The following is a 16950-nucleotide window of genomic DNA, read 5'->3' on the forward strand; positions in this document are numbered from 1 at the left end:
TCACTTCGCCGCAGAATTACCTCAAAAATATTTTGGAGGCAATCCGGTTTAATGAGGTTTTTCAGCATATCGAATGACGATTGATATTACAAGTACTCTCGTTATGGATACCTACGTTTTAGTCGAGAACCCAGCCTTTCGATTTGTTCCATGACTTTGCAGTATTATTTAGATAATTTTGGAGATAGTTCAACATGTCCATGTTGATTCGCCAGATTACCTGTATTTAAGATTTCAAAAACGTTTTCTGGCCAGGTACAACCATCTTGTCACATCAGGATCATTCACCAGAGCCTGACGGATATTATCTATCTGCTGGCCTTTGTAAATCTTTGTGCTATCCGTAAGAAAGAGAATGTTAGCCATACTAAAAGGGTTGGGTCACATCAAGCATTTCTCCAGCATCATTCTCCCAAACACAGTGATACTCAGCTTCAATATAAACTCTTGGTACTTGCCAGATAGCCTAGCCGTAAATTGCCCTGCCGCCACTCTTCGCGATAGCCTGTTCGACATTGACGAAGCAGACCATTTCTTCCGCTTCCGGTAAAGGGGTACTGTAAAGTAATACGGGATGAATGTTAGGAACAATTTTTTGACTAAATTCTAGTGTTTCAGAAGCAGCAAGCTGCGCAGGGATCGGGTGACGCATAGTATTCCTTATCTTATAACCATATGAGAAATTCATAGTAAAACGAGAGACTGATATTGTCATGCAAGTTACCTGCGCGCGAATCTATTCGCCTTTTCAAAATACAGATGGCGTCTTCTGTAACTTAGAATTTCGGCCAAATAATTACTTCGTGAGCGTATGATTCTCACGGCAAAGCTTTTTGTTAACTAATGGTAGAACAGAAAATTTCACGGGGGTACTTTTGGGGTATCAATAAAAATAAAACATGATAAAATGTATATAATTCAATAGGATATTATATTACGTTTGTTTCTATTATCGCGCGTACAATAAAATCATTTAAAAACAATGTCTTAAGTCGATTTTCGTTCTCAAGGTACAATCTTTTTTAAGGATTCTTTTACCAACAGTTGCCGCTATAGTTAACAGTAGCTATTCAGGGATGTTAGCACGTAGCGGCCTGTAGGCCTGTAGTTGTAAAGCTCTAACAGGTACAAAGTGTGAACACTCCCCACGAACCGCTATCAACTCGAAGCTGATGACGCTACCAACGTCTCTAAACCATCCCGAAACAGATTGCTCATATGCATTTAAGCCCGATGCGTGGCCTGTGAGCCACGTAAACAGGTGAATAGTGAAACGTACCTGCACACGATACGCAGGCTCTGCCAGCGCTTCGCTCACGCTCCGAAAGGTATACGAGCACCCTGATAAGGTGTGATCCTTCTGAACACTGATGCAGTCGCTACGCTCCGCTTGCTGCTTGTACCACTAACGGGCCGTTATGGCTTCTATTGTCTGAAATCTGATACATTGCACCAACATCATGTGGATTGCTGTAAAGTTCATCAGTATGATTATTTTCACCATCAGCGGTTGAGAAAACACTTCTGGGAGCTAAGGGACGAGACGATATGAAAGTGACTGATGAAGCTTTGTTACGTTCAGGGTTTACGCAGCCCGAATTGCAGAAGATAAAAAGCAATATTGAAAAATATGGGGGAACGCTTGGAGAGGCCATAAATGACCTCGCCAGACGATTTGTTACCTTGGCGGGAGTGGTGGCTGTTTGTATCTTTATCCTGTTATTACTTATTGTCTTCAGCTCACCTGATAGAGTAATTGCATGGGGGCTGGCGATGATCTTTGGGGTTGCCATTATGTCCTTTGCGCAGCCGCCGGTAATTTCCTATAAATCCTGGCGTTACCGAAAAGCTATCAAGGATTAACTGGTTCCATTTTCTGTTGTCACCAGGTCGAAAATCACTTTTGCTTTAACACCATAACCGACAATCTTCATTGTTAGCGTAGGAGTGCTCATTGTGCTGACTTTGCGATAGTAATCGTGTTGAAGCCAGCGGAATAATCTCCAGGCTCCAGTTTTTCGAGCGAGTCCTACAATGCTGTACACACTGGCTCCAAGAGTAACACCATTATAGAGAGCCAGACCCGTGTTAGGATTAAATCCCATAAATTGGGCGGTATGCATCGCGGAGTCAGCAATGATACCTTGCGAGGGTTTATGTCCTGCTGGCTGATCAAAGTTGAGTACTTCTTTCGTTAATCCGTTCATACCATCGGCAATCAGGACTGCCCCAGCCAGCATACCAATTGGCCCCATAGTGGATAACATCATAAAGCCACCAAAGAAAACCATTCCTGAAAGCACCACATTCACAGCCGAAATCACATATCCGACTATCTTGTTATTTTCCCTGACAAACTCGACCTTCGCATAAAGCTGAGCGGATCTGGTCCTTAACAAGCGCTCTTGCTCAAGAAGGTTCTCTTTTTCAGCACGTAGATTTTTGAGGCATTCAATGCATTCTTCATCGGTTTTCGCCCGCCGTGCTGTCGCGAACTCTTTTTCTACGACCTGTTTTATTTCCTCAACAAACTTGATACGTGTTAGACCATCTTGTAAATAGTAAGCTGACAGTCGATTTGCAGTTTCGATGAGTTTCCGGTCTTCAAGATTCACCATGGTATCTGACCATGTTCTGTTCCATCCCCTGTTAAGCAGCGCAATATCCATCATGCTTCCTTCATTAATATGCCTGGCTGTTTTACGGGCAATATATTCGCCTCATCGGTTTTTCTCAATAGACGATCCCCTGGTATTCATCTCACGCCAGTAAAAGAATAACCACCCGTAATTACGATGACGAATAAAGGGAACAATTAACGATAATTAAATACGACAGGCATAATATTGTGCGCACTCTGCAAAAAGGCGATATAACCTCTGGGTTATATCGCTTGCTCCTTTTTATCGTGCGATTAAGGCAAACACGCCCCAGCCAAAGTATTCCCGCGTATACGTCACATGGCGTTTAGGCGCATTCGTCAGCTCTGCCCGAACCTCATGCGCAAAGTCATCGTCAGGGTTCTCCTCCAGCCAGCGGCGCATGGTCAGCCATTTAGCGGCTTCATACCGATCCCAGCCTTCCTGGTCTGCCAGTACCATTTCGACCAGGTCATAGCCCTGTTCATCGAAAGAGGCGACAAGGTCGGGCAGGGTGAGGAAATCGGCCACCGATGAAACGCCACAGGCCTGGGCAATCTCTTCCGTTGCAGGCAGCTGACGCCAGTACGGTTCGCCGATAAGCACCAGTCCGCCTGGATTAAGGCTCTTTGCCAGCAGTTCGATCGTCCCGGCGACGCCGCCCGCAATCCAGGTGGCCCCTACGCAGGCCGCCACGTCGCATTTTTCATCCGCGACATAGCCCGCCGCGTCGTTATGAATAAAATGAACGCGTTCACTGACGCCAAGCTCTTCTGCGCGCAGCTTTGCCTGAGCGGTGAAGAGTGGGCTCATGTCGATGCCGGTCCCGGTAATGCCGTAGTCACGTGCCCAGGTACACAGCATCTCTCCTGAGCCGCTGCCGAGATCGAGAATGCGCGCGCCTTGCTTCATGCGTAACACGCGGCCCAGCGTGGCGTACTTCTCTGGCGTGAAGGGATTGTGAATGCGGTGTTCACTTTCGCTGATAGTAAAAATACGTGGGATATCCATAATCCTCTCCTTATCGGTTATCAGGCTGGGCGCGAACGTTGTTCAGCCCGGTGGTATTGATGCGGTAGGGTTGACCGTTGACGGATTTGATCAGCTTTTTGGTTTTGAGTTTTTTAAAGACGGCGAGTGTGCAGTCGGTGAGCAGAAGCCCTTCCCGGCTGTAGCATTCAACAGAAGTGACGCGGCCAGATGCATCGCGGACGTGCACAATACGTCCACCTTTAGCGAGAACGTGTAAGGTACGTTGTTCCTGACGGGATAAATTCATACTGGAAAACCTGTTTAATCATCATGTGCAAAACGTGCAAACACACAGCGGTGTCCGCATTCGATTTCAGCGCATTGATAATCAGTCCGGCCTGAAAGGTCGGGGTGCTGATTATCAGATGATTACATTCTCCAGCATCAAAGCCTCGGGTAGAGTTGAAAGGTATTTACGAGGCGAATGATAACACCGCTTTTTGGTAAGTGAATAGCCAGGGATAAAAAGTGTGATCCAGAAGGGTAGGGGGCGGCGCCAGAATGTTGTATTCCCGGCAGGAATGACGAGACTGGAAATGACAGGGCCAAGTTACTGTTTAAAAAAGCTAAGCTTAAGGGTATTCTTGTATACGTATAGCAATCATGAAGAAAGGCGAGCATGTGGCCAGTGAACTGACAGAAAAAGACCTGCTGAACAATGGTTTCTCACATAAGCAGTTATCTCGTCTGAAAGAAGTCTTGAGCAGGGATGAAAATGCCAGCGAAACGCTTTCGACATTAGTGGATGATCTGAGCAAGCGATTTTATGGCGGGGTTATTTGTCTGATTCTAATCCTGGCACCTCTGATTTTCCTGCCTGTCTTCTATACGCCCTCTCTACTGTTATATTACTTACCTGTTGCAGTTTTTGGCGTAATTGCTGTTTGGTATCTGATACCTCTTGGCCTTTCATGGAAAGCGCATAAAATTATGAAAGGCCGATAAGTGGCTCACTGAATTTTTTCGTCACGCTGCAACTGATAAAGCGTATGCCCTATTTTTGCTCCCTTCAACGTTGCCCCGATACCTTTAATCGCCAGGGCAGTTCGGCTCATAGTGTTTACCTGTCTCATGAAGTCTGGGGCTAAATACCGATACAGACGCCAGGCATCTGGCTTCAGGGTAAGTTTGAACATTCCATAATAGGACGTACTGAGATCTACCATCTGATAAGCAAGTAAACCTACTTTGCGATCAAATCCCAGGAATTCGGCCGAACCTTCAAACCCATCACGCATAAAATTGACTGGAGAGGCTTTTCCCGCCAACTTCTGGACACTTTCTGCTGCCGAAGATACACCATTCAGTACCAGCGTTGCACCGGCTATAATCCCAATCATATTTCCGACTGGAACGGATGAAGCAATAACGCCAATACCTCCGGCAATCTGCAAACCGGAAATGACCACACCGACAAAATCGATGACATATCCGAAGTACTTACCATTCTCTTCATAGATCCGGACAGATGCCGTGAGAACAGACTCCCCTGTCCTGAGCATTCTGTCCTGAATCTTTAGATTATTATTCTCCGCGCGAATGTTCTGGATACACAACTGACACTCCTGCTCGGTCGCGCTATTCCTGATGGTTGCCAGTTGATATTTCCCAAATGCCCGCACGTTATCCTGAAAACGTATGCGTGTCAGAGCATCTTTTATGTGAAAACCTGATACAGCAAGAGCTGTATTCATTAGTTGATTCACTTCTAATGAGGCCATTGTTAAAAAATAGCCAGAAAAGCGATTGCTACCTGTATATATATCCAATTCCTTCCCTCGAATCGTCATTCAGCTGAGAATATACGGTAGCACATACCTTTCGGGTTCGACAGATACCTGTAAAGGATCCCCTTTAGTATATTTTGCTGTTATGCACACCACTAATATGGAGGGAAGCATAGAATATGGCAGTCATTGCAAGTGATAACAGAATCGTACTGTTATTAACGAGAGCGGTAATAAAACCCAAGGCACTTTTAAATTGTTCATAAAGGTAATCCATGCCTGAGTAATATAAGCATCAGCCAAAGAGGTGATGAGTTTGTTTGATAGCTAAAAAAACAGGCTGGACGGTACGGTGAGTTCAAAAGTAGATTAGTGGGCGAGTTTATCACTGAGTTACCTACTTTGAACCCACAAGCCCGCACGAAGCGGGCCGTACTGCACATCACATTACAGCTTCAGCAAACGCGGCAGCTGGTTGTCCAGCTCAAGCAGGCAGCTTTTCATGTAGCTTTCAGTTTGGCTGGTCACTTTTTGGTAATGATTTGCACTCCAGTCGCTCAGTGGCGCTTCAACTGGCGTAGGGGCGCATTCCGCTACCGTAAATGCAGAGAACATATTTCCGCTTTCCGGGCGCTTATAGAAGAGGACTTTGTATTTCAGCTGATAGAGAGGCGTGGTCGCGGTGGCGTCTTTATAGATCAGCGCCCAGGTTGCTTTACCAATATAGAGCGGCTGCTTGTAAACGTGGCCATTGCCTTTTTCGTTCAGCCACTTGCTGATATTTTGTTTCGCTTTAGGAACAAACCAGCTGTTCGTCGGGTTTTGCAGGGTTTCGATCGCTGTCCCTTTATAGTTCTCTTTATCAAAGTCACCGGAGTTAATGTTACCGGTTAACGCGCCGAGAACGGCAAGCCCCATACCGGCTGCGGCATGCGTCGGGGTCACTTCGCGCAGCGTGTTGTCGGCGATACGGTTGTCATTCAGTTCCGGCAGTGCTGATACGCTATAAATTTCAATTGCGCTGCCATTTGCCGCTTTCACGGTGTCGGGTTTTACCGAGCCAGCACAGCCCGCAAGAATTAAGGATGCAGATACAATCGCTAGAAGACGAACTTTCATTTTCTCTCCATGAGATAATTTTATTTAGGTGGCTGCGTGGATGTTCCTGAGCCGAAAAGGGCCGTTTATCTTGCCCGGCAGAGTTGTCAGCCTGCAGACACAGGCTGACAACTACCCAGATAAATATCGACTCCCTGACCCTGTTCTTTAGTCAATCAGCCACATTCCTTTGACCCGCATCAATAATCGTTCGCGATTATCCAGCCACGGGTATTTTATTATTCGCCCGTATTATGTGACGCACCGAGAGGCAAACGCCACAAATCATAGCGTTCCTCTCCGGGTTTAACGGCCCCCGCGAAGTGGTCATTGAGGCGACTCGAGGTAAAGATCAAATCTCCGTCCGGACGGATTGCCGGTGTGTCTGGCCAGTAAACGTCTTCGCTGGCGGCGATAAGCGACATAGCGCGGTGCTTCGGATCAAACCGGACAATTCCGTTGCGGGTGACATCCGTGATATAGAGGTTGCCCTTTGCATCGGTTACAAGACCGTCGGTGTTACCGCCCACCACGCCGAGATCCTGGATACTGGTGGCAATCTGCGCATCGGTTGATCCTGCCTGTCTCAGCAATGCCGTGGGCACTGCCCAGGCATGGGTTCCCGTTGTGACCGTCCAGTACAGCGTGCCCGCATCCGGGGAGAGCGCAATACCGTTGATGCCAATTAATAAGGGTTTACCCGGCCAGACCTCCGCACCGTGTGAAACCACGTTGACGCCTGGCTCAATCTGTAGCGCAGGGTGACGGTCGAGCACGCGTCGCGCCGTGCCGGTGGTGAAATCTACGACGATAAGGCCCACGCGGTTTTCCGGTGCGCTCCGCGAGCCGCTATCGGAGATATAGGCGACACGGCGTTTCTCATCGACAACCACATCGTTCAGGAAGCTGGCTTTGCGGTCCGCCACGCCATCCAGTGCGATACGTTTAAGGGGGCGGCCCGTGTTGAGATCCAGTACGACCAGTTTCTGCGAGCCCACGGGCGACTCCGTTTCGCCTGCGACAAACCCCATGTCCAGCGCCCATAGCCAGCCATTTTGACGATCAATATAAAAGCCAAGCACGTTGCGCAGGTTCTGCGCGGGATCGGTGTTTACCGCGTTCCCCTCGCGTGACGGAAACGCCGTCAGGCGGGCAGGGCCGGACTGAACAGTCGTATCCAGAATGCTCAGCGTGGCGGGGGCGGCGGCAGAAACCAGCCGGGGCGTACTGACAAAGGCCCGGCCCTTTGCATCAAAATGGATACCGGCAATGGGCGCGTTAACCGAGCCGGAAAACCGCGTCGGCGTTTGCCCATTCTGAGAGGTATCCCAGCTCACGCCAGCATAGCTGCGCCAGCGTTCAAGGGGCTGGAGCGTCGCCGCACTGGCGAGACTCGGGAAAGCGATCAGCGCCGCCAGCGCAATGGCGGACAGACTACGGGTGCGAATGAACATGAAAAGGCTCCGGTGAGTTCAGCATTAAAGGATGGAACGGAACGTGCCGCCCTCGACGCGTACAGCCGCCCCGTTGGATGCCGCGCCCAGTGGGCTGGCTAACAGAGCGACCATCGCCGCGATCTCGTCTGCCTCAATCATTCTGGCTATCAACGAGCTGGGGCGGTAGGTCTGGAAGAAATGCGCTTCGATCTCCCGATCGGTCATATCCGGGGCAGACGCGGTCTGGCGAAGGTACTCAATAATGCCGTCCGAGCGCGTCGCCGACGGCAGCACGCTGTTAACCGTCACGCCGGTTCCCCGGGTCAGTTCGGCCATACCGCGCGAAACAGCAAGCTGCGCTGATTTGCTGACGCCGTAATGCACCATGTCTGGCGGCGTAAAGGCGCCCACTTCGCTGGATATAAAAATTACCCGTCCCCAGTTCCGCTCCAGCATGCGCGGGAAGTAGTGGCGTGAGAGGCGGACGCCGGACATCACATTGGTGTTGAACATGCGCAGCCAGTCTTCATCGTTAATATCCGCGAAGGCTTTGGCTTCGTAGAACCCTAGGTTATTAATCAGAATATCGGTATCAGGGCAGGCGGCGAACAGGGCTTCTGCTCCATTCATGGTACCGAGGTCAACGACAACGGTGGAGACCTGTGCGTCAGGCGTCGCGTCGGTGATGGTGGCCGCGGCTTTTTGCAGCTTTGCCGGGTCGCGTCCGGTAAGGGTGACGGCAACCCCTTCTTGAGCGAGCGTGCGGGCGATGGCCAAACCAATGCCTGCGGTTGCGCCCGTAACCAGCGCGGTCTTACCGGTGAGTTGAAGATCCATAGTGTTTACCCTCTGATGATGAATGCAGCTCACTTTACTCATCACTCCGGAGGGGATAAATTAGCCAGATTGAAAAACATTTGTTCCTGAAAGAGCAAAATGAGCCGCAAATTCGATTATCTCGGAGACGTTGAAGTCTTCATTACTGTCGTTGAACACGGCTCTTTTACTGCCGCAGCGGTTGTCCTTTCCACCACACCCTCTGTCCTGAGTCGCGCGGTTTCCCGCCTGGAAGCGCGTCTTGGACGGCAGTTATTACAGCGAACGACCCGCCGCGTGGGGCTGACGGAGGCCGGACGCGTTTATCTGGAACAGGCGAGGTCTGCGTTTGCACTGCTTGATGACGCCGAACGCGAGGGGCGGGGCCAGGAAGGCGATCTGACCGGTCGCGTGCGAATGAGCGTTCCAACCACCTACGGGCACTACCGTCTGCCGCCGCTGCTGGCGCGCTTTGCCCAACACTACCCACGCGTTCAGGTGGAGCTGAACATCACCAATCGCAACGTTGATTTGATTGCGGAGGGATTCGATCTGGCGATTCGCCTGGGGCAGTTGCCCGACAGTGGGTTAGTTGCGCGCAAGCTGGAGGACGCGGCGCTGCTGCTGGTCGCATCGCCTGATTACCTGCACCGCATGGGGAGCCCGCAGACGCTGGAGGAGTTGCATCGTCACACCTGCCTGCCCTTTATCATGCCGCGTACCGGGCGCATTGCCCCCTGGGTGTTTCGTGATGAGGAACGTGATATTGACTGGCTGCCGGGTTCAACTATCGAAATCTCAGAAGATGTACTCGGCGTGGTTTCGCTGGCGGAGCAGGGGATGGGGATCTGCCAGAGCTATGAATTTATCGTCCGCGACAGGATACAGCGCGGTCAGTTAGTTGAGGTGCTGCCACACCTGCGTGGACGGTCGCGGCCGTTCTCCGTGCTCTTTGCGCCACATCGACGCCAGTCGGCGGCCACCCGGGCGATGATTGATCTTCTCACCAACCAAAAATGACAAGGATATGTCCACCATGAAAAAAGAGACTTATACCTTTTGGCTCCCACTCATCGTGGGCGGTATAGCACTGCTATCTGGTTTTGTGGTCTGGTCAGTTAACGTTTATCGCGTGACATACCTTACGATCCGCGGGGAGCAGTATCTGGCCGGAGGGGCGTTGCTGCTGGCGCTGGTGCCGATGGTTATTTTTATCAGAAAGGGACGACTGAAAGGCAAGCGTGTTGCTGGCGCGATAAAACTATACCTCGGCTTCTTCATTTGCAGCCTGCCGGTTGCCATGTTCGTGATTTTTACAACGGCCTGGCTACTGGAGGGAGACTATTCCTCATGGAGCAAACCTTACCGGTATGAATCCAGTACCCGCCACAGCTGCTCGGGGGCAGAAGTTTACGAGCCGGAGTTAAAAAAAGAGATCCGCATCTGTAACCCGAAGGGTAACGTCTATTCCAACTCTACCCTGTACGTGGAAAAGCGGAGTAATGCGCTGGGGATTGTGGTGCTCTGGGCGATCACGCGCGCCTGAATCGGTGAAGCTCAGGGCGCGAAAATCACCGTTAGCCCGCCTCCAGCATCCCAAAGCTTACAATACGCGAACGGCCCAGCTCTTTCGCCCGGTATAAGGCCACGTCGGCAGCGCGCAGCAGGTTATCGCTCTGAGCGTGCTGCGGATAGCTGGCGACGCCAATCGACACATCCACCGGGCCAATCTCTGAAAGCCCATAGCGCAGCGACAGTTCATGCACGCCGTTATAAATCTCTTTGGCGCACGCCTGCGCCGCCTCTTCATCAACGCCGGAAAGCAGCACCAGAAACTCTTCGCCGCCATAGCGGAATGCCAGCCCGCTGTCGTGTACGGCGCGTTGTACGATGGAGGCCACGCTTTTGATGACCTGATCGCCCGCTTCATGACCAAAGCGGTCATTGATGCTTTTGAAGTGGTCGATGTCGATCATCAGGCAGCTTACCGGCTCTTCATTGCGCACCGCCTGCGCCATTTGGGTGCGCAGGGTATCTTCCAGATGATGACGGTTACGCAAGCCGGTGAGCGGATCGAAGAGGGCTTTTTCCAGCAGGGCATCGCGCAGACGTTGGTTGGCCAGCGCCAGACCGAGCGCTTCAGCCATCAGCTCCAGATAGGCGCGGGAAGGGGCATTTTCCGCAGTGATGTTCTGGAAGGAGAGCAACCCAATGGCTTCGCCCTGGGCAATCATAGGAACGCAGAGCGACGTATGCGTGTGCGACGCCGGCAGATGGTAGCAGGCGATATCCGGCTCGCCATTCACCGGAGGATGGCTCTGCCCACGTCTGACCGCCCAGCACTCATCGGGATGAAAAGGCGTATCCTCTCCTGGCGGCGAAAGCCACTGTGCGACGCAGCGCATCTGCCACGGATCGCGGTCGAGGATATAGAGCCGCCCGGCAATTCCCGGCGCGATATTGGGGGCGAACAGCTCCGCTACGTTAATCACGTCCGCAAAGTTCTCACACCCCTGCAGCCGCTGGGTCATGCGCGCCAGCAGCTCGCGGATGGCCCAGTCGGCGTCGCGCTCTTTTTCCAGACGCTGCCGCGCAAGGCCATTTTCACGAAAGATACGAATCGCCTGCGCCATATCGCCAATCTCATCGATCTGGTTGAAATTGGGTGTTTCTACGGCATAGTCCTGCGACGCCAGGCGATGCACCACATCGCTCAGGCGTACCACCGGGCGCAGCACGCGCCGTTTTAAGATAAAACCAAGCACAAACAGGAACAGCAGGGCGGTCAGGCCAACCATCATTTCAGAGACAGTCCGCAGCGTTTTTGATTTTTTGGTTGCCTCCTGAACGGAAGCGATCACCCGCTTGTCGAGTATCTGGCGGAAGTGTTCGATCTGATTCTGGGCGCGTTCCAGCTCCTGCTCATAGGGTGCACCGTAGAGCAGGGCGATGGCCTGCGCATCTTCTCCCTGCGCCGTGTGGGTGAGGGCGGCCTGCTGTTCGTCCTGTAGCTCATCGACGATTTTTATCCCTTCATGCAGCAGGGACAGCTCATCATCTGACGCGCCGACATCCTGCAGTTTTTCCAGCCGGAGTTCGGTACTCTTCAGCTTGTTCTCTGACTGGTTGTATTCCCTGAGAATTTGCGGATCTTTTTTAATCACGTACAGGCGGGCTAAATCAGACTGCGCCCAGATATCGGTTTCGATATCTTCCGTGAGCGCATCAAATTTCTGCCGCTGTTCAACGGCCTGACGCTCAAGGGTGTCAGCATTGGACGCCATCAGCATGATGATGCCGGAAGCGAGGGTCAGGCAGACCGTGGCACCGTAGGCCCAGTTTGTTATCGTCGCGATTCGCACCTGGTGATCCTTTTACGACCAAAGAAGGATGGCGTTCTTTCAAATTATAGAAAACGTTTGATTTAAGGCGAAAAAAAAGGCGGCACAGCGCCGCCTGTTGGGAAGGTTATCGTCAGCGGTTTATAAATCTGGAGGATTTTTCCCTTCTTCAATAAACGCGGCATCCAGCTCTTCGGCGTTACCCGCATGATCGCGACCGGAGAAGAGGTTCCAGCAGGCGATAAACAGCGCGGCAATCAGCGGGCCAATCACGAAGCCGTTAATGCCGTACAGCTCCATGCCGCCAAGCGTTGAGATCAGGATCAGGTAGTCCGGCATTTTGGTGTCTTTGCCTACCAGCAGCGGGCGCAGGATATTGTCCACCAGCCCGACGATAATCACGAAGAAGCCGACAATGAACAGCCCCTGCCAGATCTGATGCGTCGCGAAGAGGAAAATGGCAGCCGGAACCCAGACAATCGCCGACCCCACCGCAGGCACCAGGGAGAGGAAGGCCATCAGCGCTCCCCAAAGGATGCTGCCGTCGATACCGGCAATGGCAAACGCAATCCCGCCGAGCGTGCCCTGAACCACCGCGACAACCGCCGTGCCTTTTACCGTCGCCCGCGAGACGCCGACAAACTTGGCGAACAGGTGCTGCTTGGCGAAATCGGACAGAGGCAGGGAGTCGAGGATCTGGCGCACCAGGAACGGCCCGTCTTTCAACAGGAAGAACAGCAGATACAGCATGATGCCAAAGCTAATGGCAAAGCCGAACGTCCCTTTGCCGATCAGAAACGCGCTGCCCGCCAGATACTGCCCGCCCTGCAGGGCGACATCGGAGAGTTTTTTCTGGATCTGCGCGGCGTTGGTCAGGTTGTGATCCGCGAGGAAACCGCTGGCCCAGTCCGGCAGATGGTTAAAGATGCTCGCCACCACCTCCGGGAACTGGGTGTTGTTCTCCTGCAGTTTGGTGTACACCACGTTCAGCTCTATGGCGAGCGAGGAGAAGATCACCATCAACGGGATAAAGACAATCAGGCAGATAATGCCGATGGTCAGCAGCGAGGCCAGCCCGTTGCGATCCCCCAGTGCGGCGCGCAGCTTGTTTTTTACCGGGTTAAAGATAACGGTCAGAATGGCGGCCCACAGAATGGCGGAGAAGTAGGGCGATAGCACGTCGAAAAACGCCCACGTCACGAGGGCGAGAATAAAGATAAAGAAACCTTTGGTCAGTCCGTTAAAGCGCATCAGTCAGTCCTGGTTACTAAGAAACTGTGACGACTATAGAACTGATTGACGGATTTACCAACCATTGCGCCGGGGGCGCAGGCGACGCGCCGCCGGGCAATGTCAGGATGGGAGGGGTCAAATCTCCTCAAACAGCGGGCTCACCAGCGCAACGTGCGTTTTCACGCCCACCGCCAGCGCAGCCTCGTCGATGCGAAAGTGTGGATTGTGGACGTTCCAGACCGCGCCTTTTTCCTCGTTGCCGCAGCCGATGAACAGAAACGTTCCCGGGACTTTCTCCTGATACGAGGAGAAATCCTCGCTGCCAAACAGGGCCCGATCGGCAAGCTGCAGCGTTCCTTCTTCGAAGTGCGCTGCAATCGCCGCTTTGGCGATGGCATTGGTGTCGGCATGGTTGTTGCCAACGGCGTAACCCTGCTGCCAGCGGATCTCACAGCGCGCGCCGTGGGCACTGACGACGCCCTCGACAATACGCTGCACCAACTGCGGTACCTGCTCGCGCACCTGCTGATTATGAGTACGCACCGTTCCGGCCAGGCGGGCGCTGTCCGGAATCACGTTATAGCTGTCACCGGCCTGGAAGGTCGCGATGGTCAGCACCGGGGCGTTAATCGGGTCGAGATTACGCGCCACCACATTTTGCAGCGTGGTGACAACTTCAGCGCCGATTACCACCGGGTCGATGCAGAACTGCGGCATTGAGCCATGTCCGCCCCGGCCGAAGATCGTGATATCAAAATTATCGCTGGAGGCGACATAGACCCCTTCTTTCAGCGTAATGTTACCGGTAGGACTGGTCGGGAAAACGTGCAGACCGAAGATCTTCTCGACATCGTCAACCACGCCTTTCTCCACCAGTTCGCGCGCGCCGCCCGGCGGCACTTCTTCGGCAGGCTGGAAGATAAACTTGATGCTGCCGCACAGCTGGCTGCGCAGGTGGCAAAGCACTTTCGCCGCGCCCATCAGCATGGCGGTGTGGGCATCGTGACCGCAGGCGTGCATTACGCCGGGTTTGGTTGAGCTGAATGCTTCACCGCTCTCTTCCTGCAGCGGCAGGGCGTCGATATCAGCACGCAGTGCCCACATCGGGCCGGGTTTTTCACCCTGTAATACCGCCACCACGCTGTTCTCCAGCGGGCGGCTAATCGTCAGCGCCGGCAGATTCGCCAGTTCACGGGCGATAAAATCTGCGGTCGGCTTTTCCTGAAATGAGAGATCCGGGTTGGCATGAATATGCCTGCGCCAGCGGATCACCTCGTCGTGAACGTCGCGGATAAGGTTTTCAGTGCTACTTTTCATGACAGTCTCCTTCAGTCAGTCACCGGCAGTGAGGGCGCAGGTTTTTTTATCAATGGCACTATCGCCACGCCCGCGCACACCATTGCCAGTGACAAGAAAATAAATGCGCTTTCATAACTGTGGCTTTTTCCAACGAGATAGCCAATAACAACCGGTGAAACGAAGCCCCCCAGCGTCCCCCCGGTGTTTATCAGCCCGATGGCCGAGCCCATGATGTTCTCCGGCAGGCGTTTCATTGGCAGGGTAAACGCGGTCACAAAGGTGGCCATCAGGAAGATCTCCCCCACAAACAGCAGGATGCTGGCACTCACCGCCGTGGCGGTGTGGAAGATGCCGAGAATGGCAGCAGCGCTCACCAGTGCGCAGATCAAAATCACCTGTGGCTCGCGGTGGTGGAAGTATTTTCCGACCAGCCAGCCGGTGCACAACGACGAAAGCCAGATCCCCGCGCCGCCAGCCGCCACGATATAACCGGACACCTCAATCGGCATGCCCATGCTCTGGACAAAGAATTTAGGCAGCCAGGCCAAGAGGCCATAGCTTGGGATATTGATGCAAAACACCGAGAAAAACAGCAGCAGCACCGTGGGGTTACGCCACAGCGCCTCGCGTTGCCCATGTGCGGCCTGGCGTGGCGCGGGTTTCTGATACGGCACGCGCAAGGCGATCAGCAGGGCAATGGCGCAGGCAACGATCCCTAATGCCACAAAGGAGGCGTGCCAGCCCAGGTGTTCCAGCGCCGAGACGGCCACAATCGGCCCGACGGTCATCGCCAGCCCGGCGGAGGAGAGCAGGACCGACTGGGCGAAGGTGCGTTTTTCCAGCGTAAAATTGCTGACCACCGCTTTCGCGCAGGAGCAGGGATAGCCGGAATGCCCCACGCCGGAGAGAAAGCGAAACACCAGCAGCAGGCCAACGCTCATACCCAGCGCGCCAAAGCAGAGGGCGAAGATCCCCAGTGCACACAGAGAAAGGATCAGCATGGTTTTGTAGCCGATTCGGTCGTTTAGCCAGCCAGCAGGCACCTGAAAGAGAGAGTAGGCGAGAAAGAAGATCCCGGTGATATAGCCCAGCTGCGCGGTGGTAAGCCCGAACTCTTTTTCGATCGGCAACAGGGCAAAACCCATTACGGTTTTATCGATGTAGACCACGACATAACCGATAAAAAGCAAAAAAATCATCTGTGACTGGCTTTTCATTGTGTTTTCCGCCTGACGTCAGAGTGTGATGAGAATTGTTGTGTGCACTCTGAATCTAGGGGTTTACCAGACAGGAGTGAAGATATAATTTTGCTATAGGTGATGCTTTTTTGTTATAGGGTGAGCGATGAAATATCTGCCAAAACTCGGCCATCTTCAGGCCTTTCGTCAGGTGGCGCGCAGCGGCAGTATCCGTTCGGCCGCACGGGAACTGGGCGTTTCGCAGCCCGGATTGAGCCGTACATTGCGTGAGCTTGAGCAAACTTTAGGCACCCAACTTTTATTGCGCAGCAAAGAGGGGATTGCCCTTACCGAGGCGGGAATGGCGTTTTCTCAACGGGCGGAGTGGGTGCTTGAAGAGCTGCGGCGTGCGGCGGATGAAGTGGAGCAGATTAACCATTTTACTCACGGGCGTCTGACGGTGGGGTTCTCTTCGCTTATTGCGCTGACCGTCTTTCCCGATGTGGCCGAGGCATTCAAGAAAACGCTGCCCCAGGTCTTGCTGACGGTGAAGGAGGGGCAGCTCTCCTCGCTCCTGCCTGGCGTACGAAACGGTGAAATAGATATGGCTATCGGCTCGGTGGATCCGATGGCGCCGCCGGAAGGGGTGATGATCGAACCGCTGTTTACCTCGCCGTTTTGCATCATCGCGCGCAAGGGGCACCCACTGGCAGAAGCCCGCGATCTGATGGCGCTGCGTCAGGCCAAATGGCTGCTGCCGGAGTCATCCATGGGCTACTACCAGCAGCTACAAAATGAGCTCAGCCATTTTTATCGACAGGTGGATATCACCCCACTGCGCACCGATTCCGTCATCACGGGGCTGAATATGGTGCTTAACGCGGACTATCTGACGGTGGTCGCGCGGGCAATGTGTCAGCCGCTACAGCTTGATGACAAGCTGGTGGCGTTGCCCATCACCCAACTGCCGTCGGCGCAGTATTGCGCGGTGTGGTCGCAAAAGTCGGCGATGACCACCAACGCGCGTCAGTTTTTGATTCGCCTGCGCGAAGCATGCAGAGGGTTTAGCTGGTAGCGGACAGATACGACTTTTGTCTGAGCCAGAATCACAGCCGTCCGCGCCATGCTGTAAGTATCTGCTTGCGGAGGTG

The 16950-nt window shown here is 53.2% G+C and carries 17 protein-coding genes; 5 read left to right on the forward strand and 12 right to left on the reverse strand.

Annotation, left to right across the window (positions count from 1 at the left end; translation table 11 throughout):
• Positions 1 to 466: 466 nt before the first annotated feature.
• Positions 467 to 652, reverse strand: a complete 186-nt coding sequence (locus tag APU11_RS10355) for a hypothetical protein (RefSeq protein WP_058651605.1) — start codon at positions 650 to 652, stop codon at positions 467 to 469.
• Between the two features lie 896 nt (positions 653 to 1548).
• On the opposite strand from APU11_RS10355, the gene APU11_RS10360 reads away from it, so the two are divergent.
• Positions 1549 to 1863, forward strand: a complete 315-nt coding sequence (locus APU11_RS10360; RefSeq protein WP_058651606.1) for a hypothetical protein — start codon at positions 1549 to 1551, stop codon at positions 1861 to 1863.
• Here the strand turns inward: APU11_RS10360 and APU11_RS10365 are convergent.
• The 3 genes from APU11_RS10365 to APU11_RS10375 form a co-directional block, all read right to left on the reverse strand.
• Entirely contained in the window at positions 1860 to 2669 is an 810-nt protein-coding gene (locus tag APU11_RS10365; RefSeq protein WP_058651607.1) for a DUF4225 domain-containing protein, read from the reverse strand. The genes APU11_RS10360 and APU11_RS10365 overlap by 4 nt on opposite strands.
• 234 nt (positions 2670 to 2903) lie before the next feature.
• A complete protein-coding gene (locus APU11_RS10370) occupies positions 2904 to 3650 on the reverse strand; it encodes a class I SAM-dependent methyltransferase (protein WP_058651608.1) in 747 nt (248 codons plus the stop codon).
• 10 nt (positions 3651 to 3660) lie between these two features.
• A complete protein-coding gene (locus tag APU11_RS10375) occupies positions 3661 to 3918 on the reverse strand; it encodes a YjhX family toxin (protein WP_013095761.1) in 258 nt (85 codons plus the stop codon).
• 374 nt (positions 3919 to 4292) lie between these two features.
• On the opposite strand from APU11_RS10375, the gene APU11_RS10380 reads away from it, so the two are divergent.
• On the forward strand, positions 4293 to 4616 hold the full coding sequence (locus APU11_RS10380; protein WP_052682772.1) for a hypothetical protein: 324 nt from the start codon (positions 4293 to 4295) through the stop codon (positions 4614 to 4616).
• A 5-nt stretch (positions 4617 to 4621) separates the two neighbouring features.
• Here APU11_RS10380 and APU11_RS10385 read toward each other — a convergent pair whose 3' ends face one another.
• The 4 genes from APU11_RS10385 to APU11_RS10400 form a co-directional block, all read right to left on the reverse strand.
• Positions 4622 to 5392, reverse strand: a complete 771-nt coding sequence (locus APU11_RS10385) for a DUF4225 domain-containing protein (protein ID WP_072200404.1) — start codon at positions 5390 to 5392, stop codon at positions 4622 to 4624.
• Positions 5393 to 5845: 453 nt separating this feature from the next.
• A complete protein-coding gene (locus APU11_RS10390) occupies positions 5846 to 6517 on the reverse strand; it encodes a hypothetical protein (protein WP_058651610.1) in 672 nt (223 codons plus the stop codon).
• Between the two features lie 218 nt (positions 6518 to 6735).
• Positions 6736 to 7950: an L-dopachrome tautomerase-related protein gene (locus tag APU11_RS10395; protein ID WP_058651611.1), complete on the reverse strand. Its 1215-nt coding sequence runs from the start codon at positions 7948 to 7950 to the stop codon at positions 6736 to 6738.
• Positions 7951 to 7974: 24 nt separating this feature from the next.
• Positions 7975 to 8769 (reverse strand): SDR family oxidoreductase, encoded by a 795-nt coding sequence (locus APU11_RS10400; protein ID WP_058651612.1) that lies wholly within the window; start codon positions 8767 to 8769, stop codon positions 7975 to 7977.
• Between the two features lie 99 nt (positions 8770 to 8868).
• Between APU11_RS10400 and APU11_RS10405 the strand changes: the two genes are divergently transcribed.
• Both APU11_RS10405 and APU11_RS10410 read left to right on the forward strand, forming a co-directional pair.
• Positions 8869 to 9768 carry a LysR family transcriptional regulator gene (locus tag APU11_RS10405; RefSeq protein ID WP_013095765.1) on the forward strand — a complete coding sequence of 300 codons (900 nt, stop codon included), beginning with the start codon at positions 8869 to 8871 and terminating at the stop codon, positions 9766 to 9768.
• Between the two features lie 16 nt (positions 9769 to 9784).
• Positions 9785 to 10294, forward strand: coding sequence for a hypothetical protein (locus APU11_RS10410; protein ID WP_013095766.1), 510 nt, complete (start codon positions 9785 to 9787; stop codon positions 10292 to 10294).
• A 31-nt stretch (positions 10295 to 10325) separates the two neighbouring features.
• On the opposite strand, the gene APU11_RS10415 is transcribed toward APU11_RS10410, so the two are convergent.
• From APU11_RS10415 to APU11_RS10430, 4 genes are all read right to left on the reverse strand, one after another.
• Positions 10326 to 12110: a diguanylate cyclase gene (locus APU11_RS10415; protein ID WP_038982897.1), complete on the reverse strand. Its 1785-nt coding sequence runs from the start codon at positions 12108 to 12110 to the stop codon at positions 10326 to 10328.
• A 120-nt stretch (positions 12111 to 12230) separates the two neighbouring features.
• The gene (locus APU11_RS10420) at positions 12231 to 13340 is read right to left on the reverse strand and encodes an AI-2E family transporter (protein ID WP_013095768.1); all 1110 of its coding nucleotides are present in this window, start codon (positions 13338 to 13340) and stop codon (positions 12231 to 12233) included.
• Positions 13341 to 13457: 117 nt separating this feature from the next.
• Positions 13458 to 14639 carry an amidohydrolase gene (locus APU11_RS10425; protein WP_038982895.1) on the reverse strand — a complete coding sequence of 394 codons (1182 nt, stop codon included), beginning with the start codon at positions 14637 to 14639 and terminating at the stop codon, positions 13458 to 13460.
• 11 nt (positions 14640 to 14650) lie between these two features.
• Positions 14651 to 15838: an MFS transporter gene (locus tag APU11_RS10430; protein WP_038982893.1), complete on the reverse strand. Its 1188-nt coding sequence runs from the start codon at positions 15836 to 15838 to the stop codon at positions 14651 to 14653.
• 127 nt (positions 15839 to 15965) lie between these two features.
• On the opposite strand from APU11_RS10430, the gene APU11_RS10435 reads away from it, so the two are divergent.
• On the forward strand, positions 15966 to 16874 hold the full coding sequence (locus APU11_RS10435; RefSeq protein ID WP_013095771.1) for a LysR substrate-binding domain-containing protein: 909 nt from the start codon (positions 15966 to 15968) through the stop codon (positions 16872 to 16874).
• The last annotated feature ends 76 nt before the right edge of the window (positions 16875 to 16950 follow it).

Origin of the sequence: Enterobacter sp. 50793107 (assembly GCF_001463365.1) — a bacterium.
Taxonomy (GTDB): domain Bacteria; phylum Pseudomonadota; class Gammaproteobacteria; order Enterobacterales; family Enterobacteriaceae; genus Enterobacter; species Enterobacter cloacae.

What these genes read in the sequence shown, in the direction of transcription:
- APU11_RS10355 (WP_058651605.1), bottom strand. Translation starts at nt 652, where the DNA reads ATGCGTCACCCGATCCCTGCGCAGCTTGCTGCTTCTGAAACACTAGAA.
- APU11_RS10360 (WP_058651606.1), top strand. Translation starts at nt 1,549, where the DNA reads ATGAAAGTGACTGATGAAGCTTTGTTACGTTCAGGGTTTACGCAGCCC.
- APU11_RS10365 (WP_058651607.1), bottom strand. Translation starts at nt 2,669, where the DNA reads ATGGATATTGCGCTGCTTAACAGGGGATGGAACAGAACATGGTCAGAT.
- APU11_RS10370 (WP_058651608.1), bottom strand. Translation starts at nt 3,650, where the DNA reads ATGGATATCCCACGTATTTTTACTATCAGCGAAAGTGAACACCGCATT.
- APU11_RS10375 (WP_013095761.1), bottom strand. Translation starts at nt 3,918, where the DNA reads ATGAATTTATCCCGTCAGGAACAACGTACCTTACACGTTCTCGCTAAA.
- APU11_RS10385 (WP_072200404.1), bottom strand. Translation starts at nt 5,392, where the DNA reads ATGGCCTCATTAGAAGTGAATCAACTAATGAATACAGCTCTTGCTGTA.
- APU11_RS10390 (WP_058651610.1), bottom strand. Translation starts at nt 6,517, where the DNA reads ATGAAAGTTCGTCTTCTAGCGATTGTATCTGCATCCTTAATTCTTGCG.
- APU11_RS10395 (WP_058651611.1), bottom strand. Translation starts at nt 7,950, where the DNA reads ATGTTCATTCGCACCCGTAGTCTGTCCGCCATTGCGCTGGCGGCGCTG.
- APU11_RS10400 (WP_058651612.1), bottom strand. Translation starts at nt 8,769, where the DNA reads ATGGATCTTCAACTCACCGGTAAGACCGCGCTGGTTACGGGCGCAACC.
- APU11_RS10405 (WP_013095765.1), top strand. Translation starts at nt 8,869, where the DNA reads ATGAGCCGCAAATTCGATTATCTCGGAGACGTTGAAGTCTTCATTACT.
- APU11_RS10410 (WP_013095766.1), top strand. Translation starts at nt 9,785, where the DNA reads ATGAAAAAAGAGACTTATACCTTTTGGCTCCCACTCATCGTGGGCGGT.
- APU11_RS10420 (WP_013095768.1), bottom strand. Translation starts at nt 13,340, where the DNA reads ATGCGCTTTAACGGACTGACCAAAGGTTTCTTTATCTTTATTCTCGCC.
- APU11_RS10425 (WP_038982895.1), bottom strand. Translation starts at nt 14,639, where the DNA reads ATGAAAAGTAGCACTGAAAACCTTATCCGCGACGTTCACGACGAGGTG.
- APU11_RS10430 (WP_038982893.1), bottom strand. Translation starts at nt 15,838, where the DNA reads ATGAAAAGCCAGTCACAGATGATTTTTTTGCTTTTTATCGGTTATGTC.
- APU11_RS10435 (WP_013095771.1), top strand. Translation starts at nt 15,966, where the DNA reads ATGAAATATCTGCCAAAACTCGGCCATCTTCAGGCCTTTCGTCAGGTG.